General features: G+C 43.2%; 22 protein-coding genes. 11 read left to right on the top strand and 11 right to left on the bottom strand.

The window, feature by feature from the left end; translation table 11 throughout:
- The first annotated feature begins 257 nt into the window (after positions 1-257).
- The 3 genes from PG901_RS03470 to PG901_RS03460 all read left to right on the top strand — a co-directional run bounded on the left by PG901_RS03470 (position 258) and on the right by PG901_RS03460 (position 1,673).
- Positions 258-611: a BolA family protein gene (locus PG901_RS03470; protein WP_271133516.1), complete on the top strand. Its 354-nt coding sequence runs from the start codon at positions 258-260 to the stop codon at positions 609-611.
- 118 nt (positions 612-729) lie between these two features.
- Positions 730-1,089, top strand: a complete 360-nt coding sequence (locus PG901_RS03465) for a SirB2 family protein (RefSeq protein WP_271133515.1) — start codon at positions 730-732, stop codon at positions 1,087-1,089.
- A 182-nt stretch (positions 1,090-1,271) separates the two neighbouring features.
- Positions 1,272-1,673 carry a hypothetical protein gene (locus tag PG901_RS03460; protein WP_201564855.1) on the top strand — a complete coding sequence of 134 codons (402 nt, stop codon included), beginning with the start codon at positions 1,272-1,274 and terminating at the stop codon, positions 1,671-1,673.
- Positions 1,674-1,850: 177 nt separating this feature from the next.
- Here PG901_RS03460 and trxC read toward each other — a convergent pair whose 3' ends face one another.
- Together trxC and PG901_RS03450 are read right to left on the bottom strand one after the other, a co-directional pair.
- The gene (gene trxC, locus PG901_RS03455; protein ID WP_271133514.1) at positions 1,851-2,288 is read right to left on the bottom strand and encodes a thioredoxin TrxC; all 438 of its coding nucleotides are present in this window, start codon (positions 2,286-2,288) and stop codon (positions 1,851-1,853) included.
- 261 nt (positions 2,289-2,549) lie between these two features.
- Positions 2,550-3,416: an MBL fold metallo-hydrolase gene (locus PG901_RS03450; protein WP_201564859.1), complete on the bottom strand. Its 867-nt coding sequence runs from the start codon at positions 3,414-3,416 to the stop codon at positions 2,550-2,552.
- 283 nt (positions 3,417-3,699) lie between these two features.
- Between PG901_RS03450 and PG901_RS03445 the strand changes: the two genes are divergently transcribed.
- From PG901_RS03445 to PG901_RS03430, 4 genes are all read left to right on the top strand, one after another.
- Positions 3,700-4,071: an ArsR/SmtB family transcription factor gene (locus tag PG901_RS03445; RefSeq protein WP_374220408.1), complete on the top strand. Its 372-nt coding sequence runs from the start codon at positions 3,700-3,702 to the stop codon at positions 4,069-4,071.
- A gap of 56 nt (positions 4,072-4,127) precedes the next feature.
- Positions 4,128-5,837, top strand: coding sequence for a SulP family inorganic anion transporter (locus PG901_RS03440; RefSeq protein ID WP_271133513.1), 1,710 nt, complete (start codon positions 4,128-4,130; stop codon positions 5,835-5,837).
- 215 nt (positions 5,838-6,052) lie between these two features.
- On the top strand, positions 6,053-6,379 hold the full coding sequence (locus PG901_RS03435) for a beta-lactamase hydrolase domain-containing protein (protein WP_200661803.1): 327 nt from the start codon (positions 6,053-6,055) through the stop codon (positions 6,377-6,379).
- An 81-nt stretch (positions 6,380-6,460) separates the two neighbouring features.
- Positions 6,461-6,793, top strand: a complete 333-nt coding sequence (locus tag PG901_RS03430; RefSeq protein WP_271133512.1) for a TIGR01244 family sulfur transferase — start codon at positions 6,461-6,463, stop codon at positions 6,791-6,793.
- Between the two features lie 101 nt (positions 6,794-6,894).
- Here the strand turns inward: PG901_RS03430 and ahpF are convergent, their stop codons facing one another.
- Positions 6,895-8,472, bottom strand: coding sequence for an alkyl hydroperoxide reductase subunit F (ahpF, locus tag PG901_RS03425; RefSeq protein WP_271133511.1), 1,578 nt, complete (start codon positions 8,470-8,472; stop codon positions 6,895-6,897).
- 514 nt (positions 8,473-8,986) lie between these two features.
- Between ahpF and PG901_RS03420 the strand changes: the two genes are divergently transcribed.
- A complete protein-coding gene (locus tag PG901_RS03420; RefSeq protein ID WP_201564865.1) occupies positions 8,987-9,235 on the top strand; it encodes a YdcH family protein in 249 nt (82 codons plus the stop codon).
- Between the two features lie 185 nt (positions 9,236-9,420).
- Here PG901_RS03420 and ahpC read toward each other — a convergent pair whose 3' ends face one another.
- Positions 9,421-9,987, bottom strand: a complete 567-nt coding sequence (gene ahpC / locus PG901_RS03415) for an alkyl hydroperoxide reductase subunit C (RefSeq protein ID WP_201564866.1) — start codon at positions 9,985-9,987, stop codon at positions 9,421-9,423.
- Between the two features lie 275 nt (positions 9,988-10,262).
- Between ahpC and PG901_RS03410 the strand changes: the two genes are divergently transcribed.
- Together PG901_RS03410 and PG901_RS03405 are read left to right on the top strand one after the other, a co-directional pair.
- Complete coding sequence (locus PG901_RS03410; RefSeq protein ID WP_201564867.1) at positions 10,263-11,171, top strand: hydrogen peroxide-inducible genes activator; 909 nt, start codon at positions 10,263-10,265, stop codon at positions 11,169-11,171.
- Between the two features lie 41 nt (positions 11,172-11,212).
- Complete coding sequence (locus PG901_RS03405; protein ID WP_271133510.1) at positions 11,213-11,893, top strand: HD domain-containing protein; 681 nt, start codon at positions 11,213-11,215, stop codon at positions 11,891-11,893.
- Here the strand turns inward: PG901_RS03405 and PG901_RS03400 are convergent.
- The 7 genes from PG901_RS03400 to PG901_RS03370 form a co-directional block, all read right to left on the bottom strand.
- On the bottom strand, positions 11,871-12,476 hold the full coding sequence (locus PG901_RS03400) for a methyltransferase domain-containing protein (RefSeq protein WP_271133509.1): 606 nt from the start codon (positions 12,474-12,476) through the stop codon (positions 11,871-11,873). The two genes, PG901_RS03405 and PG901_RS03400, sit on opposite strands and share 23 nt — an antisense overlap.
- 154 nt (positions 12,477-12,630) lie before the next feature.
- Positions 12,631-13,299: a M48 family metallopeptidase gene (locus PG901_RS03395; RefSeq protein ID WP_442966844.1), complete on the bottom strand. Its 669-nt coding sequence runs from the start codon at positions 13,297-13,299 to the stop codon at positions 12,631-12,633.
- Between the two features lie 2 nt (positions 13,300-13,301).
- Positions 13,302-14,864, bottom strand: a complete 1,563-nt coding sequence (locus PG901_RS03390) for a DUF1513 domain-containing protein (protein ID WP_271133507.1) — start codon at positions 14,862-14,864, stop codon at positions 13,302-13,304.
- A 3-nt stretch (positions 14,865-14,867) separates the two neighbouring features.
- On the bottom strand, positions 14,868-16,013 hold the full coding sequence (locus PG901_RS03385) for an imelysin family protein (RefSeq protein ID WP_271133506.1): 1,146 nt from the start codon (positions 16,011-16,013) through the stop codon (positions 14,868-14,870).
- Positions 16,014-16,139: 126 nt separating this feature from the next.
- A complete protein-coding gene (locus PG901_RS03380; RefSeq protein ID WP_271133505.1) occupies positions 16,140-17,801 on the bottom strand; it encodes a di-heme oxidoreductase family protein in 1,662 nt (553 codons plus the stop codon).
- A 301-nt stretch (positions 17,802-18,102) separates the two neighbouring features.
- Positions 18,103-19,557, bottom strand: a complete 1,455-nt coding sequence (locus PG901_RS03375) for an imelysin family protein (RefSeq protein ID WP_271133504.1) — start codon at positions 19,555-19,557, stop codon at positions 18,103-18,105.
- A gap of 322 nt (positions 19,558-19,879) precedes the next feature.
- On the bottom strand, positions 19,880-20,533 hold the full coding sequence (locus PG901_RS03370) for an OmpA family protein (protein WP_201564874.1): 654 nt from the start codon (positions 20,531-20,533) through the stop codon (positions 19,880-19,882).
- A gap of 583 nt (positions 20,534-21,116) precedes the next feature.
- Between PG901_RS03370 and PG901_RS03365 the strand changes: the two genes are divergently transcribed.
- Positions 21,117-22,079, top strand: a complete 963-nt coding sequence (locus tag PG901_RS03365) for an acyltransferase (protein ID WP_271133503.1) — start codon at positions 21,117-21,119, stop codon at positions 22,077-22,079.
- The last annotated feature ends 50 nt before the right edge of the window (positions 22,080-22,129 follow it).

Here is a 22,129-nt window from a genome sequence, read left to right as displayed (position 1 = left end):
ATGATGTTTAAGCATTAAGTATCAATCTAATGACAAGTACGGACTAATGGTAAGTAATGATAAATAAAAAAGGCAGAGCGTAATATATTGCGCTCTGCCTTTTTTATGCGTGCTGCTAAAATATTTTATAGTAAACTGACTATCGCACGGCGATAAACGGTCAGTTAATGCAGCATAGCGGCACAGTGAACTGTGTCTGCTATAATGGGCGCAATCAGCCATTTAAATGGCTAAGCCCTATAAGATAAAGGATGATTATGACTATCAATACGCCTACGACCAATACGTCTACTAACACTCCAACCGCCGATACCCTTAATAATGAGCTACAGGCTTTGCAAGCGCAGCATATTGAGCTGGTAAATGAATCGATGAATCATGCGGGTTACTTTGACGGTAAAGAAAGCCATTTTAAACTGACCATTGTCAGTGATGCCTTTGAAGGCAAACGTTTGGTTGCGCGTCATCAGCTGGTATATGCTCTGGCAAACTCGCTACTGACCTCACAAGGCGGTCAAATCCATGCCTTGGCTATCCATGCTTATACGCCAACAGAGTGGCAAGGTCAAAGCCCTGAGAGTCCACTGTGCGCCGGTCAAAACAAAGGTTAGATGGCGGTTTTATTGTTTACTATTTTTAAACAGCTACCATTAAACATCATAATCAAATGCTAACTTCTAATAATATAAATAAGCTGGCAAACGGCACCTTTAAAGGAAATCCTATCCAATGAAACATTTACATATGCTCATGGCAGTACTGTTGATTGCGGCGTTTTTATATCAAAGCTATCTGGTATTAAGCGCAAACAAGCGAATGCCATTGGCGCTCAAAATTTCTACCCATATTCTCTATGCCGTTATTATTCTTTCAGGGGCTGGTATGCTCATGCAATTAATGAGTGCCAATGCGCCCGTGCAATGGGTTTTTGCAAAAATTATCTTGCTCGTTGCCGCCCTTAGCGCCAGTATCAAAGCCTTTAATAACAATGCAACACTGAGCCAAAGAAAAACCGGTATTCTGATTGCAGGTGTGGCTTATATCGGCATCGTGGTGCTTGCCTTTAGCAAACCGGGTAATTTGTTTTAAGCGTTGCTAAACGATATATTTTTCAATATCTTAATCGCCACTTTTTTGCTATCTTAAATAAATATGCTTTTTAAAATGCCCTGTTAAAACATAACAGTGTTAATCAATACCAAAACAGATATTAATTGACAGCAGGCATTAATAAGCACGGTAAACATCCTCATTTAGCTTATGGAGACATTATGAAAACTCTTACTGCAGCAACACTACTGGCAACAGCTGGCGTTTTTGGTCTCTCAGGCTGCGCCTCAACGGGTAATATCACCCCGCAATATGTGCCACCAAGCACCTATCAAAGTTATGATTGCCAAGCGCTTAGTCAAGAGTATAATCGCGTCAATCGCTATGTCGATGCGGCGCGCAATGAGCAATCAACCCTATCCGCCTCAGGCGTCGGCGTTGGGGTTTCCGCTGGACGCTGGGGTATCTCCCCTAATATCAGCTTTGGTGTTGGTCAAAGCAACAATACTAAAGCGCGTGATGCCAAGCTATCAAGACTGTATGGCGAGCGTGATGCCATCATTCAGTCTGCCCGTATCCAGCGTTGTAGCTTTGCCAATGGTATTAAGATTTATGGTGAGTAATGCTCGATAGCTCGTGTTTAAATGGCTCGTGTTTAAATGGCTCGTGTTTAATAAGTCACGTTTGATAGTTTATTATTCCGATGACATTAAACGCTGTTCAAAAGAGAAAAGCCAATACGCGATAAGCATATTGGCTTTTTTGTGTCTAATCATCGAGAGTAAAAAATCAAGCAACGCTTATGCGTTTAAGCTTTTTACCCACTGCACAATTTGATCGCTAGGTAACGCTCCAGACTGTCGCGCGACTTCTTTGCCATTTTTAAAAGCAACCATCGTCGGCAAGCTACGAATATTATAAGGTGCCGCCGCTTGCTCGTATTTATCGGTTTGTATTTTGGCAAAAACCACTTGCGGCAACTGACTGGCCGCCGCTTTAAACTGCGGTGCCATCATCAGACACGGCTGACACCAGCTTGCCCAAAAATCAACGATGGTCAACACCTCGTTTTTTTGAATGACTTTATTAACCGTTTGGGCGTTTAGCTCATGCGGACTGGCCGTTAATAATGGCTGACCACATTTGCCACAGTTCGGTGCCGCATTTAGCCGTGTGGCGGGTATACGATTGGTTGCCTGACAATGCGGGCAGACCAGATGAGAGTTTTGCTCACTCATTATACAACTCCTTTATACATAGCTTGGGCGCGTATCTTAATAGAGCGCCCATACTCAATGCTTGTGAATGGGTTATTCGTAAGAATCTTAATCACACTTTTTTTTGGCTTTATTCCATTATGCAAACTTACAATGCAAGCTTATAAGACAGATTAGCATTAGGATAGCCACTACTCGTATTGTGCGTGCGTAACTTTCTGCTCTATTTGTATTTAGCTATTTATCAGCTCTTTTTTTATTTCACTGAAATTTAATTAGTTACTAAAGCGCATTAATCGGTACTTTTAGATAACGGGTGCCATTGTCTTCTGGTTTCGGAAAATGACCGGCATCAATATTAAGTTGTACTGACGGAATAATCAGCCGCGGCATCTCTAAATTGGCATCGCGGCGCTCACGCATCTCAACAAATTCAGCTTCATTAATGCCGTCTTTAACGTGAATATTACCGAGCTTTTGCGCCGCCACCGTCGTGGTTGGGCAATGCTTGCGACCTTGACTTGGATAGTCATGGCACAGATACATCAGGGTCTCATCAGGGAGTGCCAGCAGTTTTTGGATAGACTGATACAGGGTTTTGGCGTCTCCTCCCGGAAAGTCACAGCGCGCCGTACCCACATCGGGAGCAAATAGCGTATCGCCGACAAAAACCACGGTTTTTTCATCGTCAGCGGCAAGATACGCCATATCCGCGCGCGTATGGCCGGGCACATACATGGCAGTAATCGTAATGCCGCCCAGTGCCAAGGTTTCGCCATCATCGGTCAAGATATCAAACTGGCTGGCATCGGTACGAAAACTGCTATCAAAGTTAAAAATTTGCTTAAATATTTTTTGCACTTCAGTGATATGTTGACCGATGACCAGCTTACCGCCAAGTGTTTCTTTTACATGTATAGCGGCCGATATATGATCGGCATGGGCATGGGTTTCTATAATATAAACCAGCGCCCAACCCTGCTCACGCACGAACGCTATTACCTTATCGACACTAGCGGTATCCGTACGTCCTGACTTGGCATCGAAATCCAAAACAGGATCGATAATGGCACACACTTGCTGCTGCACATCAGCCAGTACGTGGGTGTAGGTCTCTGTGTCGCTATGTAAGAAGGAATGAACTTGCATGGCTACCTCTTTATTTTTATATGAATGTTTTATTATTTAATGAAGTCTTACGTATAATAAATACTTGTTTATAATATTTGAATGTACATAATACCTATCTTGCATACCACTATAGCAACCAGCTAACAATTTATCAATTTATATAATGTAAATAATGATAACTTGCTATAAATCGCGATATCATTGATAATTAACTATATATGACCATATCTTATCTATAAACTTTGCCTTTTTTATCTATAGCTTAAATAAGGAGTTCGCTCTGACTACTTCAACTTCAGCATTGAGCACGTCTACTAATCACACTGGTAAACCTGTATCTGCCAGCGTAACAGACTTTGCACCCAAAGACCTTGCTGAGCAAATGCAACATGCATCTATGCAAGCCAGTCAATTATTAAAATCACTCTCGCATCCTGATCGCTTATTACTGCTATGTCAGCTGACCCAAGGTGAGTACTGCGTCAGTGAGCTTGAAGACTTAGTCGGTGTCGGTCAGCCAAGCTTGTCGCAGCAGCTTGGTATCTTACGTAAAGACGAGCTGGTGACGACCCGCCGCGAGGGCAAGCAAATCTATTATAGTATCGCAAGCGATGATGCGTTATCGGTATTGCAGTTATTGTATGAACGCTTTTGTGCCAAAACAGACGCATAACTGGTCATTTAGCTCTTAGCTATTCTTAAATTTATTTATTGTGATGACCTATTGCTATGCCTTCTATCGCCGCTCGTCTGATTCCTGCTTGGTTACGTCAGTACCAGCTGTCTGCCCTGCCGACTGACGTCATCGCGGGATTGGTCGTTGGGGTGCTCGTCATTCCACAAAGCTTAGGTTATGCGGTGCTAGCAGGGTTGCCGCCGGTCTATGGACTCTATGCGGCCATTGTACCCGTGCTGGTATATGCTTGGATAGGCTCGAGCAATGTCCAAGCCGTAGGGCCTGTCGCCATTACAGCGATTATGACAGCCAGTAGTTTGCACCCTTATGCCAATGATGGCACGCAGCAATATATATTAATGGCCAGTTTACTGTCTTTGATGGTTGGCACGATGTTATGGCTGGCGGGAAGGCTGAAGCTTGGCTGGATTATGCAGTTTATCAGTCGCGGCGTATCGGCAGGCTTTATCAGTGGCGCGGCGGTATTGATTTTTGTCAGTCAGCTTAAGTATCTGACGGGGATTCCTATTGCAGGTAATGGCCTTATCGGTTATTTATCGAGTATGCAGATGTATGGTCACCAGCTGCATCCGCTAACCTTGATCATCGGCGTGATTGCATTTACGCTATTATTTGCTAATCGCTATGCGAGTAAATGGGTCTGGCGCTCTTGGTTGTCAGCCTCTTATGCAAAATGGGCTGAGCGTCTATTTCCGCTTATTTTGCTTGCTCTTGCCATTATATTAAGTATGAGTTTGCATTGGACAACGCACGGCGTAGCGACGATTGGTACTATTCCGCAAGGGCTGCCTAGCTTTACCCTGCCGTACTTGCCAGATTTTCATGAAGCGCTCAATCTATTACCGAGCGCCGGTTTAATGGCGTTGATTATCTTTGTTTCAAGCAGCTCAGTAGCCAGCAACTATGCACGCCTGCGCGGTGAAACCTTTGATGCCAATCGTGAGTTAACCGGACTGGGTCTGGCCAATATGGCTGGAGGCTTTTTTCAGAGCTTTACCATTGCTGGCGGCTTTTCACGTACGGCGATTAATGCCGACTCAGGCGCCAAAACGCCAGTCGCAAGTCTGGTCACTGTGTTGGTTATGATTGCGGCGTTAATCGCTTTTGGTCATTTATTAGCTCCTCTGCCCTACGCCCTCTTGGGCGCGACTATTATGACGTCAATTATCGGTCTCATTGATATGGCGACTTTAAGGTCAGCATGGCAACGCGACCGCTTAGATGCGGCGAGCTTTTTGGCGGCATTTATCGGGGTGCTGATATTTGGGTTAAATACTGGCTTAGTCATCGGTTTGATGGTGTCGTTTGCTAGCCTTATTTGGCAATCAAGCAAGCCGCATGTCGCAGTCGTCGGTCAGCTAGCGGGTACAGGACATTTTCGTAATATCAATCGTCATGATGTGGTGACCTTTAGCAATTTATTGATGCTGCGTATCGATGAGAGCTTGTTTTTTGGCAATAGTGAATCCGTGCATCGCAGCGTCATACAAGCGACGCGGCAGTACCCCGATGCGCATGAGGTTATCCTGATTATGTCCGCGGTCAATCATATTGACTTGACCGGACAAGAGATGCTTATCAGCCTCAATCAAGAGCTATTGAATCAAAAAAAGCACTTAAGCTTTAGCTTTATTAAGGGACCGGTGATGGATATTATCGAGCATACACCAGTCATAACCCATCTATCAGGGCAGGTTTATTTAAGCACCATGGATGCGGTCAATGCGCTAAAAGAGATTTGATAGCACCGTATTTATGCAACTCAAGTTAAATTATTCATGACCGTTATTGTCCGTGACAAAACATCAGTGATAAAACCTTAATTATAAAACATCAATGTCAAAACAGAGATACGATAAGAGCTGTGTTATGCTAAATTACTATTAGATTTAAAACTTATCGTCTCTAGAAACATCAGAAAATCTAACGCCATTTAATATACGCGACCGAAAAACTTATGACCGATGATTTAACCATTTATAAGCAAATTTACCCAAGCCAATGCGTCAAAATTGCTGAGCTTGGCTACCGCTCTGTGCTCAATATTCGACCTGATGCTGAGACAGAGACGCAGCCTAATAGCTGTGACTTTACCAGTGCAACGGCAAAGGCCAACCTTAACTATCAGCATTTACCGTTCGATGATGAGCGTTTAAGCATGGCGACTGTCGAGCAGTTTGCCGCCTTTTATCGCAGCATGCCAAAACCCATCCTGATGTTTTGCGGTACGGGTGCACGCGCCAAATTGCTCTATCAAAGTGCACTGATGCAAGGTTTACTATAGAAAGCAGATAGGCTTTATTGAAATATTTTAATCCAAGCGCAAAATTTTCGTTTTTACGCTAAAAAATAAAAAGGAGCTCTTATGAGCCATGAAGTAAGTTTTACCGGACAAATCACCCCTGATCAAGTACCTATGATTGCTGAAAGTGGTTTTAAGACCATTATTAACAATCGTCCAGATGGTGAAGAACCAAACCAACCAACCAGTGCTGAGATTGAAGCTGCCGCTAAAAAAGCAGGTCTTGCTTATAAAGAAGTGTCTTTCGCCGGTAGCGAGCTCAATCAAAACCATGTTGAAGAATTTGCTGACTTTTTTAACCAAGCTGAGCAGCCTATACTGATTTTTTGCCGTACCGGTAACCGCTCAACGGGTATCTATGAAGCAGCAAAGCGTATGGATTTGTTAGACGATTAATGATGTCCTGAATAAAATTGTAGTTGCTTAAAAAAACAAAACCCCTAAAACCTTAGTAGATTTTAGGGGTTTAAAACTTTAATAAAAGCTAAAGCAAAACTTTACTGCATCACCAAGTATTCAAACGCTGATAATGCGGCTTTTGAACCTTCGCCCATGGCAATGTTAATTTGCTTAAATGGTACAGTGGTCACGTCACCACAAGCAAAGATACCTTTGCGGTCGGTGCGACAGCGCTCGTCAATCTCAATCTCGCCAAAGCGGTTTAAATCAACAAAGCCTTTGACAAACTCAGTATTTGGTACCAAACCAATTTGCACAAACACCGCTGACGTATCTAGCTCTTTGGTTTCGCTGCTGCTACGATCTTGATAAACAAGCGAAGTCACTTTACCATCTTGCGCTTTAATCTCTTGCGTTGCAGCACTAGTAATAATATCAATATTACTCTTCTCTTTGGCTTTATTAATCAGTACTTGGTCCGCCTTTAAATCATCGGCAAATTCAAGGACGGTCACGTGTTTAACAATACCTGCCAAGTCTAGCGCTGCCTCGATACCTGAGTTACCTCCGCCAACGACCGCAATATCCTTACCTTTAAAGAATGGACCATCACAGTGCGCACAGTAGGCTACGCCTTGACCCACGTTTTCATCTTCACCGGGAACACCAAGCTTACGCCACTGGGCTCCGGTCGCTAAGATGATACTGCGCGTCTCAAACGTCTCACCAGTATTGAGATGAATACGGTAGTTTTCTTCTTCAGTTTCACTGATTTCTTTGACGCTGACATGCTCTTTGAGCGTAATGTCATATTCGTGCAAATGTTTTTCAAAGTTCGCCGACAGCTCACTACCGGTCGTTAAAGGTACAGAGATTAAGTTCTCGATATCTTGCGTATCTTTCACCTGCCCACCGATACGGTCAGCGACCATAGTGACTTTTAAGCCTTTACGCGCGGTATAAATCGCCGCCGCCACGCCAGCAGGACCGGCTCCGATAATTGTCACATCTTGCTGCTCTAGCTGTTCAGCATCGTCATCAGCTTCGCTCAGTAAATCAGGAAATTGCTCTTGCAACTTCTCAATCAATTTAGCCGTGTCAATCAGACCATTAGCAAACGGCTTACCATTTAAAAACACTGCTGGTACGCCTTGGATGTTATTGGCTTCTACTTGTTCTTGGAATAATGCGCCATCGATCATCTCATTACTGATGTCATCATTGAGCAAGGCAAATTGGTTCAGCGCTTGCACCACCTCTGGGCAACTGTGGCACGAGAGCGACACGTAAGTCTGAAACTGTAGCGGCTTATTAAAACGCTTAATCAGCTTTTGAATACCTTCATCCAGTTTTAAGGTATGACCGCCCGCTTGCAAAATCGCCAAAATCAACGAGGTAAATTCATGACCACCAGGGATACCGCTAAAGACAATACCGGTATCGGTCAATGCGCCATCGATATGGCTGACTACTTTAAAGCTAATCGGGCTTGGCAAGCTGTCATCGGTAGCTGTACTGTCAAAATTAATCTTATCCGTGGTGCCAGCGATTTTAGTCAAAAAATCAATCAGCTCAGCGCGCTTGCTATGTTCGCCGCTACCCAATACAAAGGTAATTGGGCGGGTCATGTTTTCACTGTAGCTTTTGACTGCATCTAATAAACTTTTATCTATCATGTTTGTTCCTCATTATTATTAAATATGTAACGCCAGCTACGATGCTGAGCATTTAAATAGGGTTTGGTGATAAGTTAAGTCGCTGATTTAGAAAGCTAAAAATACCGGCCTTACCACCTTTGATACGTCTATTATCAGGGGTTTGCAGGTTTTGGGCAAGCTGATAAACTCAAACCTTACGTTTTATAAAATATATCATAAACCGATATTATTATTTAAATTCAAAACCACTGATAAATAGAAGTCAATGATAGTCGTAGTATCTGGCAAATTTTTTCGCTACAATCGAGTGAAGCGAATAAGAAAAACTCTTATTTGTCCCATGGTAGATTGGCGGTTATCGCAGTGTATTAACAGCCCTTTCTGCTGCTAGTAAGTCTATGCACTTTTGAGCTGAATAACGATTTGGCTCAATGACATTCAAGTCTCACAATCATAGCAATTCATCACAGCACTCTTAACTAAAATGCGCCGATGCTTTGATAAGCTTGCGCTTTATAACAAGGATGACAACATGAGAAAGACTGATACATGGCAAGACAACAGAGATATTATTGCTGAGCTTAAGCAAAAAGACAGTCACTTTGCGACTATTTTTGACGAACATACGCAGCTTGATCAGCAAATCAATCAGTTGGATAAAGATTTGGTCAAACATGCCAGTCGCGATGAAGAAATTGAGCAAATGAAAAGGCGAAAGCTGCATTTAAAAGATGAGATTTACAAAATAATCGATAAAAATAAATTACAATCTCATGCTTAACCAGTGGCTAGTTTATACCGTTAGATATTATAAAGTCTTATAAGATTGAGACAAAAAAAGACCCCGTTAACATCTGTTAACGAGGTCTTTTTTCTAGCACTTTATTTAGCATTATCAATCAGCAATTACCGCTTTAAATAATACTAAAATCTTAATCTAATAACTTTAGTCTAATAAAAGAAGACTTAGATTTTACCAACTAGATCAAGGCTTGGTTTAAGAGTTTCTTGACCTTGTTCCCAAGCTGCTGGGCAAACTTCGCCGTCGTTTTCACGAACATACTGTGCTGCTTTTACTTTACGTAGCATGTCTTTTGCACTACGGCCGATGCCGCCTGCATGGATTTCAGCAACTTGAATCAAGCCGTCTGGATCCACTAAGAATGTACCGCGCTCAGCTAGACCTGCTTCTTCAATCATGACATTAAAGCCACGAGTGATACGACCAGTAGGATCGCCGATCATTGGGTAAGTTACTTTGCCGATGGCTTCTGAAGAATCATGCCATGCTTTGTGGGTGAAATGCGTATCGGTTGATACTGAGTACACTTCTACGCCCAAACCTTTAAGCTCTTCGTAATGAGCTGCCATGTCTTCAAGTTCAGTTGGGCAAACAAAGGTAAAGTCAGCTGGGTAAAATAGGAAGATTGCCCAGCTGCCTTTTACGTCTTCTGAAGTGATGGTTTTGAACTCACCGTTTACAAACGCATCTGCTGAAAACTCTGGGATTTCTTGATTGATAATAGACGCCATGATTGGCTCCTTTTTTTGATTGATTGTTGTTGAGTTAATGGATGTTTATTGTTGGTTATTTCTACTAACCCTTTGCTTAACTGGGCTACCTGACAAACTATACGCGAATTCTATGGTTAATCCAGTTAAAAGTTTTTAATGTGATGTTTTGTTTTATTAAACTTGTTAAACTATTCTATCTGCTTTTTATCCGTACATCGGCATTAAATGGCTATAGTACACAAGATAAACGAGTAAAACAAATTGCGTTAAAAACCCATTAACAGAGAGGTTTTATGATTACCTTACGTCAACTTGAGTTTGCCTTAGCGGTTGCCAAACATCGTCATTTTAAGCGTGCGGCAGAAGACTGTAATATCTCACAATCAGCGCTGAGCTTGGGTATCGCCGAGTTAGAAAAACAGCTTGATACGCAGATTTTTGAGCGAAATAATAAGCAAGTCTTGATTACGCCTATCGGTGAAGATATCTTGACGCGGGCGCAGCGCGTGTTTTCGGAAGTCAATGATTTGACCACGCGCGCGCATAGCCATCAGTCGCCGCTTGCTTACCCTATGACCGTCGGCATTATTCCAACGATTGCCCCTTATTTGCTGCCAAAAGTGTTGCCTGCGCTACGTGAGCACTATCCAGAATTTCGTATGACCATCGTTGAGCAGCAAACCGAGCGTTTGCTCGAGCAAGTCCGTTACGGTCATATTGATACCGCCATTATTGCGCTACCGTATGCAGTCGATGGCTTGCATACTTTTGAATTTTGGAGCGAGGACTTTTTTGCCGTCTTCCCAAAAGATGATGTCCATGCCAAACTTAAAACCATCAATGCTGATGAGCTAGCAACGGCCAATCTGATGCTATTAGGTGAAGGACATTGCTTGACGGATCAAACACTGACGGTCTGTCATTTTGACCGCGCGCAAATGAAATCGAGTTTTTCTGATGCCAGCTTAAACACCCTTATTCAAATGGCACTTGCCAATATGGGGACGACATTAGTGCCAGAGATGGCATTAGACCAGCTACATCTGCAAAATCAAAATGCAGTTGCGGTGCCACTAGCCGAGGAAGGACCGCATCGTCATATCGCCTTTGTCACTCGTTTAAATTATGCCCGCGTTGATGATGTTAATTTATTAGGCAAGCTGTTTAAACAAGCATTTGAAGATGCGGCTAGTAAGAAGTAAGCATTTGCTAATAGATTACAGTCATTAAATAAAGGCTAACTATGGACGGGTTGTCACAAATAGAAACTGAGCTCGGTAAGCTTTTCGAGTGGCATTTAACGGCTATTAATAACGCTATCGAGCCAGCAATATTAAAAGCACTTTGGCAAGATATCGCCGTGCGCTATAACGAAAGCCAGCGCGCTTATCATAGCTTGCAGCATATTCAGCAATTATTTACGCAGTTTGAACAGATTAAGCACCATTTAAATAAGCCGCATATTATCGCATTGGCACTGTTTTATCATGACGTGATATATGCGCCGACGCGCTCAGATAATGAGCTTAAAAGTGCAGAATATGCCTTAGACTCGCTAATTCCTTATCTAAGTGCTGAGCAATGCCAATATATCTACGCGCTGATAATGATGACGGCTAGCCATCAAATTGCCGACATTGATGAATGGTCAGACAAAGCTAGAAAAAGCGATGCCGCCTATTTACTAGATATGGACTTAAGTATTTTAGGGGCATCTTGGCCTGAGTATGAACAGTATGCGCAAGCTGTCCGCCAAGAATATGCGCATATCTCAAATATAGATTATCGCGTTGGACGCATAGCAGTATTAAAAGGATTGTTAGCGCATCCAACGCTTTATCTGTCGGATTATTACTCTACACGGTTAGAAGAACAAGCTCGACAAAACATCAAGCGTGAGATTAAGGTTTTACGCGCATCTTAATAAACAGCTCACTGCCCTGCCTTGCGGGATGTGAGTTATAACTTGTCTCCATAATTTCAATATCAAAATAAGGCGCAAAACGCTGTTGGTATTCAGCTTTTGTACCGCCAAACGGTGGCTCGTCTCGTCCAAAGTCTTTATCAAACAGCAAACCAACCAGCTTACCATTCGGTTTCAATAATGCTGCCATCTGCGCTACATATTCATCACGGCGCGCAGGATTTATCGCACAAAAAAACGTCTGCTCAAGCACCCAATCAAACTGATATTGCGCAGCTGATAACTCAAAAAAGTCGGCACAGATTAAATGCTCAGCTGGAAAGTCAGGATAGCGCTCCGCAAAAGCGTCAATCGGCGCAGGGGCAAAATCAACCAAGGTAACATTACTAAACCCTTGCTCATGCAGATAACCGACCTCGTAAGCATTACCCGCTCCCGGCACTAAAATAGCCTGACTTTTAGCAGATTCAGGCAATTGATCAATATAAGCTTTGAGCGGTGGCGACACCTGTCCCATATCCCAGCCGATACTGTCTTGCTCATAACGCTGCTGCCAAAACGCTGCTTGATTGACGTTTTCCATATGACATCCCTGTATATACGATAGATAAGAATATTATTTAAACGACATAATTTGTATTGTTATGATTAATCATATCAGTCTTATGGTGCTTATTGACAGTACTTGTTGACAGTACTTGTTGATAGTACTTGTTGATAGTACTTAGGTGAAGGGTTTAATCTAACTGTCCCGCCTTACCTGCCAGCATATTATGCCAATGCTGATAATCAGGCATCGCGGTCGCCACCGTTTGCCAAAAGGCGCGGCTATGATTGGCATGATGTAAATGACATAGCTCATGGACAATCACATATTCGGTACATTCGATAGGATAAGCGGGCAGATAGACAGACAACCAAATTCGCCGTGCACGGGTATTACAACTGCCCCAACGCGTATGCATTTTCTTTAGACGTATCTCATTAGCGTCAGCGCCGACAATTGGTTGCCATTTTTCAAACAGAGAAGGTATGACTTCAGAAAGCTGTTGTCGATAGTAAGTAATTTTTTCATCATGATTTAAGGTGAACGATTGCTTTATGCCCCATAACAGCAGCGTACTATCGGCAGTTGAAGACTCTTTTGAAGGAAGTTGTCGCCGCCTATATTGCTCTAATACTTGGCCGTGGTTAGCGATTGCCCATGGCACACGCTTCGCCACAGCCTGCGCAGCTTGGGCTGAACTAATAAACAATGGCACAGAAACCATTAATTTATGCGGTTTTAAGCGAAAATTGATATTTTTGACCCGCTTTTTACTGATATGTAGCTCAATATCCGCTTGCGCCAAATGTTGTATCGATTTTTCTAATAAAGGTGACTGGTATGCAGACGGCATATTCATGCTCAAAGCGCTTGCAAGTGATTGTCAAACGACATCATATGACATTTGCTGTCTTTAAGAATACGGTCGTTTTTCTCTACAGTATCCAATTGTGCCGTTGCCAAGCTATCAACAGCTAACGCCGTTAACTGACCTTGGCCATCGCTAACAATAAAGCCTGATTGCTCATCACGGCTATCTGTCTTATTAGTGCGCTGACTAAACAGTACTGCTGCCCCTGCACAATCTGGCAAACTGACATCATCAATCAATTCTCGCGTACTTAAATCATAAATCGCCGCACAACCCCCAATCGGCGTGGTTACGCATAATAAGTTACGCTCACTGTCGACCGCTACACTGGCGATATATTGATGGAAGCGTTGCCACTGGTTATTGGGCATAATAAGGGGTTTAAACTCACTATCACCGCGTTTATGGGTCAACACTAGCGGCACATTGATATGCTTTTCACCTTGGAATTGAATACCTATCATCACCGTTCCATCGTCATGCATGGCTAGGTGACGCACACTCATTTGATTATGTTCAGGCGTAATCTGCTCAAGCAAAGCGCCAGTATGACGATTGAGGTAAACCAATGATGGTCGCATACTGTCTAGATTTAACTCTTCACGCGACGCTTGCTCGGTTTTGATACCACCATTAGCAATCACTAACGTCTCACCATCGGGATGCATAATCAGCTCATGCGGACCGATACCATACGAGTCAAATTCTGCTATTTTTTTATAACTATCATCAGCATCATAGATACCGATTTTACCATCTAAACTTAGGGTGTCATTTTCGGTCACATAGAGCAATTTACCGTCTAGGCTATAGCAAGCATGCCCGTAGAAATGACGATGAGTAGATGCTTTAATAGCAAAATTTACTTGTCCGCTCGCCGTGTCTAATACCCAAAACTTTGCACTCGGACGCCGACCCATGACCACGACATCGCGATGTTGGTTGTTTTTAGCAGATGAGTTTTGCGCATCAAAAATCGGCTGAACAACAATATCGTGGACACGTTCAGGCATAGTCGTTTGCCAAACGATTTGTCTATCGGCATCGATACCGACCACACCAAAGTCGTTTTCATTATGACTGGCATCACTATTATCATTTGCTAATACGACACTTTTTGGCATAGAAGCAACACCGCTAACCCAACAAACGGGGCGCGGTAGTACGGTGGTGGTATGTGCGGCGCTAAAGTCAGCTAGGCTATTATTATTGGCATTTTTCAAATCATCTATCGGTAAACGATAAGCCTGTTGCCATGCAGTTGTAGCTTGCTGATAAGCGTGACGAAACTGCACGAGCTCGCGTTTTGGTGCGGCGGTTAACGACTGCAACTGCGAGCGCATACCTACTACATAGTCCTGCAAGCTGGCATCAGGGTGACGCTGCTTACGATAATGATGATGGATACCGACAAGCGCGGCTGTACCCATGACAGCAGACAGCGTGGTCAATGCGGATGTTACTAGCAGCTCATTATTAGGCTGCTGCTGTTGTGACTGCTGCTGTGACTGCTGCTGTGATTCATTTGCCGTCTTAGTATCGATAGTGTGCATTTTTTAATCGCCATCAGTGCTATTAAAGCCCACACGGATACCGAGCGTCGGAATCAATTGGCGTTTAATAATGCGCGTAATGGTCGTCAGCTTGTCATACAGCTCTTGCTGGGTAGCTTTATCGGCAGTCGCTAAGTCTTCTGGCATTTGCGCCAATAATGTGGTCGCATCAGCAAGTGCGGTCGATAGATTATCCGCCACTGCGTTTTCATTATTGCCACCAAGAATAGCGGTTAAGACAGGATCGGTCATTGCTTTATTGAGCGTGGCCAATTTAGCATTGATAATCGCGCGGCTTTGCCCTGCGGTCGCAGCTGGCAGGTGACCTTTTTTCTTACCGGTTAAGCCTAATGGCTGATCAATGGCATTGGACTTCATGGTCTCAACCAATGACAATAAAGAATTAAACCATTGGTTTAGCCCTTGATCACTCTCAGCGGTTTTATCAATCGCTAATAAAGTAGTTGAATTTTGCTGCCAGTTTTTCTCAATATCTTTAAGGCGCGTGCTTAAGGCACTGCTTGCGCTCATCACATAAGCACATTGCCCAGCATCCAAGCTATCATTGGCATATAACGCTTCTTCTAATCCTGGTATACCTTGGGCAATAGCGCTCTCGTTAGCCAGTTGCTCAGCGGTGAGCTTGGGATTGGCAGCAATGAGATCGGCAACACCACCATGTACCAGACCGCGCTCATCAGGATAATAATTGATATATAAATTACTCATACTCGCTGTCGCTGGGCCAAAATTAATCATCTCAGCGCCCGCCCATGCTTGTGCAAGCACCAGCCATTGGGCGCGCAGCGCTTGCAATTGATTACCGCTGACTGGCGCTTGCTGACAAGATTTCTGTGCCAATTCATGCAATAAATCACTCTGCTTCGCGGCATCCGCATAAGCGGGAATAACAATATCATTTGCCACATGGGTCAAATAGGTCTTTTCAGTATCAGCGCTAATATCAACAGCGATAATCTTATCTATACTATTGTCTTTTTCAGCTGTAGCCGTAGAAGTGGCACTATCTTGTGTAACTTGGCTGTCCACTTCTGGCACTTTGGTCTCATCAGCAGGTTTGACGCAGCTGATAAGGATACCCGCACTTAGTGCTGATAGAGCCATTGCTAAAGCATGGTTTATTTTCATAGATTTCTCGGTATTTATATGGCTATTAATATAAGTAATTATTTAAATCTGTACATTTAAGGCGGGCAATTTTTAAATGCCTTTTAGATGGTTTTTAAATGGCTTTTAAAGTGTATAGCCTGACTTTTATAATGACTTTAAGAACGCATTTAATTCACTGCGCCCTTGTTTGTCTAACTTTAATACCTTTTGTTTCTGCTTTTCCGCTTCGCCGCCATGCCATAGCACCGCTTCCATCAGCGTACGAGCGCGACCATCATGTAAAAATGTCGCTTGCGAATCAACGGTTTGCGCAAGCCCAATACCCCATAATGCAGGCGTACGCCATTCATAAGAATTGGCCAAAAATTCAACTTGTACGTCTTTCGATGGCAGCTTGCCAGCGATAGTACGATCGGCAAGATCATTTCCCATGTCATGTAATAATAAATCGGTATAAGGATAAATCACTTGCCCATGCTGCTCAAGATGGTCATCGTCGGTTTTTGGCAACTGATATCTTGGTGTATGACAGCTTTGACAACCCATATCATAAAAGCGTTTTTTGCCCGCCAGTACTAGCTTATCGTCAGCATTACGGCGATGCGGCACCGCTAAATTGCGGGTATAGAATTCAACGAACTTTGCCACTTCATCATTGACTTCAACCGGTGGTTTGCCATTACCTTGCTCATCAGCACCCGTTGCCGCCTTTATACAAGCGGTCTGCGTGGGCATGCAAGATTCATGGGGACGGATATTAGAGGTCAGTCCCATATCTTCATTAAAGGCACTTTGGTTTTGGGTAATCAATTTGGTTTGCCCAGCTTTCCAACCAAAACGACCTAATGCCACTTTACCCGTTTGTGGATCCATAACCCAGTTGAATTTGCCGCTAATATCGCCATTGGCATTATTTGTTTTTATCGCTTGTTTTTTAATGGCTTCGTCTGGGATTTGCTCGAGTAGCCCAAGCCCAATCATAGGTAAGGCAACACGCGGCGACACCATCAGCTCATCATCAAATGCACCATAACCGGGTTTGGTTAAGTTAAAGGTTGGCGACCGCAGTGTTTCGACATGACCATCAGCAAAGGTGACGGGTTTATCTGTCCACTGTACCGCAATGCGCGCTTCAGCAGGAACGCCTTGAATACCGCGGTCTTGCAATTGGCCGCCATACATAGGATGCACAACTTTCTCTATCAAGGAATTCTCTAATTTTTGGCGCTGCTCCTCGGTAGTAGCAGGCATAGCAAGGCGGATAAGCAGGCTATCAGCATCATCCTCACTGCTCATCGGCGCATGACCGCGACCGTCTTTGATATGACAGGATTGACAGGCAGCGACGTTAAATAAAGCGCCAAGCCCATCGCGGCTATCGGTACTCGCCGGCGCAACCACCCACGGCTGCCTAAAAAATGCATTACCGATAAAAAAAGAACCTTTGCGTGAAGCGGTGATATTGGAGGAAGGTTTAGAGTAGCTCTCGCTAGTGGTGATACTAATACCAGTATCGCCGCCTTGCTTAATCTCTTGCGCATCAAAGCTGGCAAGCTGCTGCATAGCCACGCCAGCTAACGTCTCAATAGTCTGGACACGTTCAAAAGTGATTGCTTCAGAATGGCTGCTTTCCGAGGGTTTGCCGTCATCTGTAGCATTATTAGCAACATTATCACTTGGCTGACAGGCGCTTATGGATAGTGCACATACTATTCCTAGCGAGAGCTTCAGTGGCGAATGCGTAAATATTAAAGAGGAATAAAACGCGATAGATTGTTTAGCTTTTAACACATTACTGCTGCTCATAGGGAACCTTAGTTCTAATAGAGAACCATTAAAATCGCGTGCTATAATTTTTTCACTTCTATTCGATAAGTATTTCTATTCAATATAGTATTCACTGCGCTATGACATATCTGGCTATCTTAATAGGCTATAAAAAAAACACGCTGCCAACGGTAGTCGACAACGTGTGTATTATACCTAAATTATTTTTCTATGAAAATAATTCTCATTCGCTTATAGTGACTTATTAGGCATATAAAACCAAGCCTATACGTACAGCGACAAACACACAGCCAATTGACGGTATTAAATACGCATTGTCTTAAAACTGTGAACCTGCATCGGCGTCTAGATTATCAATACCAACGGCTTTTGCAGCGTTTTCAATACCAGCGGTTAGCTCTTGTAAGCTCGTAATGCTGCTTTCAATCCAACCACGGCGTTTATTTTGCTCTTCAGCAGAGATACCATGCTTGCTTGCTTGCCCTACCGTCGCAATCATTTGGTCGACCTTGATGCCTTCTTTTTCGCCTTTATCAACAATTACCTTAAAGGCAGCTTCTACTTTAGCAAAATCAGCCGCGAGCTTATCAGCCGCCTCTGTATTACCGGTATCAATAAGATAGTGTTTAACGCCATATCCGCCGACAGTCTTACCGGCGACGGTTTTATAGCTGCCATTAAAGACATTTTGAATACCGCGGGCATTATTAGCATAGCTTAAATGGGTTAAATCACTAAAGCATTCATGCTCATCTTCGGTAGAGCCGGTGACAAAGGCCACTTGTATGCGCTCAGAGGCCAACTCACCAAGTGCTAAGCTGCCCATTTGGTACATAATTTGACGTAGACCATTTTTGTCTTTACGTTCCATCATGTCGCTACGCAAGGTGTTTTCGCTGTTAGGCTGCCACTGGGCTTCCATCGCGGTTAAATCATCGACCAATAACTGAGTAACCGCTTTTAAATACTGCCCACGGCGCTCGCAAATACTGGCATCACTATTGACCGTGTCACCGCTGGTGCATTCACCGTCGGTTGCTATATAGTCGCTCACTGGACGGTTACCTGCGCCCTCACCGACGCCATTGGTATCTTGACCCCACAGCATAAACTCAATCGCATGATAGCCGGTGGTAACATTGGCTTCACTGCCACCAATCTCACTCATCTCAGCCAATAACTTAGGCGTAATGGTGGTCGTATCTTGTTTTAGGCTACCGACTGTAATGCTGTCACTGTTGATAATATTGTCCTGACTGTTATATTCACCCTCATAACTGTCACTCACATAATCAATCAATGCCTCATCAAGCGGCCAAGCATTTACCTGCCCTTCCCAGCCATCGATACTGCCAAGCGCACGTTTGTCATTAGCCGTCACAAAGCCTTCGTCAAAGCGGAAAATTTCAGTCTGCGAATAAGGCTGGCGCGCCGCTTTATAAGCCGCTTTTGCAGCATCAAGATTTTCTTGGGTCGGCGTTTCTATATAGGTATTAACCGCTGTTTGTAAAAGTTTGGCGGTTTCTAAAGAATCCTTGTAGGCGGCGTGCGCCATATCAGCATAGCTAATCAGCAAGCGATCAATATTCGCTTGGGCAGCCGCTGACGAGGTTTTATTGTCTGTTTTTTCAGTGCCTTGTACGTCAGCTTGTGCGTCCGTACTTGCACTCTCATCAGACTGCTTGCTACAACCCGATATCATTAATATCCCTGCCAGTGCAGCAGCTAAAGTAGTCGGTAAAATTTTACGGCTTGGCGCTGGGCTGATATTCATACACGTCCTCGATGAGATACACTAAATAAAATAGCAAAGTAGAAGTCTAGAGACTTATAAGGAGAAAATTCAGCAAGATAAGTAGCAAATATTGATTAGAGTAAAACTGTCGATTTCACAATATCATTACATGCTAGCAGAATTTAATACTTGCGAATTATAATGTTATTGATAACTATTATCAAATATAATTTTGAAATCCTACATAAGTTTTAGGACAAATTTCAGGCAAAAAAAGACCAGCTTTGCGCTGGTCTTTTTGTCTCATTCTTTATTTTTTCTTGATTTTTAGTCAATCAATTTTTTAGTCAATCAATATTGATTAACGAACGCTGTTTGGCGCATTAACGGTTAGCTCTACACGGCGGTTTTGTTGACGACCATATTCACTGCTGTTATCAGCAACTGGACGCGACTCACCATAAGCGACTACGTTGATACGGTTAGAAGCTACGCCACGTGCACTTAAGTAGTTCGCTACTGCATAAGCACGGTCACGTGATAATTTCATGTTATAAGCATCAGCACCTTTACTGTCGGTATGACCGGCAATAGTAATGGTGTTTTGGTTATATTCATTCATTGTAGAGGCAAGCTTATCAAGCGTTGGTCTAAATGATGGGTTTAAAGACGCATCATCAAACGAGAACGTGATATTACCTGGCATAACCAAGTCAATGTTACCATTAGCATTCGGTGTAACTGTCACACCAGTACCAGCCATTTGCTGTTGAAGTTGCTTGGCTTGACGATCCATATAGTAACCAACGCCAGCACCTAGTGCAGCGCCAATAGCAGCATCACGACCAGTTTTGTCGCCACCTGTTGCTTTTGAGATAGTCGCGCCACCAGCTGCACCAGCTAATGCGCCAAGTGCAGACTTGTTAAGCGTCTGTTGGCCAGTGTATGGATCTGTAGCACAACCGCTTAGAGCCAAACCTGATGCCACTGCTGCAATCATTAATGTATTACGCATAATATTTCCTCTTAAGTTAAAAAAATCGATAGATAAATTTGCTTTTTATAAATATTGCTTATGACCATTATTGATCAGCAATTATTGGTCAGCAATATCGTTTAGATGTTTATCCACACTTGCTATTATTATGGCAATTGCCATCCATTTGTGTGTAATATTTTGTCACATCTATGTATGAAAAGTGCATAACTATTTATGACTTATTGCTTAGCAACAGAGCCAATTTGCTACCGCAAGTCACGTTTACAGTCGTACACTATAATATTTTTCTGCTAAAATCAGCCAACAAAATGATTATTGCATCAACAATACTAAAACCTGACATGCAATAATAACTGAACTTAGTTAAGGTATTAAGTAGTTCAAAATGATAAAAATGCTATTAAAAAGTACGTTGGCTCAATTAAATATAGGCGCTTGTTAACAGAGGCTTATTTATATCATGAGCTTTTATATGGCGAAATTATTACTAATAAATAAGAGTCCATATTAAGAATACATTAGTTATATATTTTGAGGTTGATTAAAAAATTCTAAAAAAAGTTGCTTGATTAACGAAATGAATAGGAAGGAATTGGATATGCGCTTAAATTCTGCCATACAAAAAATACACGAACGTACGCCAAAATTAGCAAAAGCCATGTCGCTTGCGACAGCAACTGGGGTCATCGCTGCCAATAGCTTTGGCGGTAGCATTCCGTTATGGCTAATGGGAGTTGGTAAAATCATCACCGGCGCTCCTATCGCCGATAAGACAGTGATTAAAATCGCTGAACACTGGATTAGCAGCAACAATGCGCTCATCGACAATATGTTGCCGCGTAAAGACTGGCGCATTCATTTGCCAAATGATGTCCATATGGACGGTAAGTACCTGCTGGTCAGTAACCATCAATCTTGGGTAGATACCAGTATCGTGCAATATATCAGTGAAAAACGCTTGCCGCTGACCCGCTTTTTTACCAAGTTTGAGCTGATTTATATTCCTATCGTTGGGCAGGCGTTTTACTTTTTAGACTTCCCAATGATGCGCCGCCACTCTAAAGAAGCGGTTGCTAAAAACCCTGCCCTTCAAGGTAAAGATATCGAAGAAGCAAAGCGTGCTTGTGCCTTATTAAAAGACAAGCCCTTTACCCTATTGAACTACTTAGAAGGCACGCGCTTTACCCAAGAAAAGCACGATAAACAACATTCACCCTATACCCATCTATTAAAACCACGCGCCGGTGGTTTGTCGCTGGCTATTAACGCCTTGGGCGCTGACATGGATGGTATCTTAGATATGACCATCGTTTATCCTGACGGCGTCCCAACCTATGGCGATTTGTGGAAAGGTAATATCAAACGCTTAGGCGTCGATGTTCGCCATATCAAGATACCTGACGAGCTGTTTGCAGGTATTCAAAACGGTGGTTACGAAAACGATGAAGCAGTCAAAGCGCAGATGTTTGATTGGGTCGAGCACATTTGGCGTCAAAAGGATCAACGCATTACTGAGATGCTTGCTGAATTTGATGATACGGCGGTTGATAAAACGCCTTAGGATTAGAATAAAATGTAAAATCTCTATTATTAAAATCCGTTGCTACTGTC

Source organism: Psychrobacter sp. ANT_H3 (genome assembly GCF_027919975.1).
Classification (GTDB): Bacteria; Pseudomonadota; Gammaproteobacteria; order Pseudomonadales; family Moraxellaceae; genus Psychrobacter; species Psychrobacter maritimus.
Note: the sequence above shows the minus strand (reverse complement) of the source record. Positions and strands in the feature narration are given on the sequence as shown.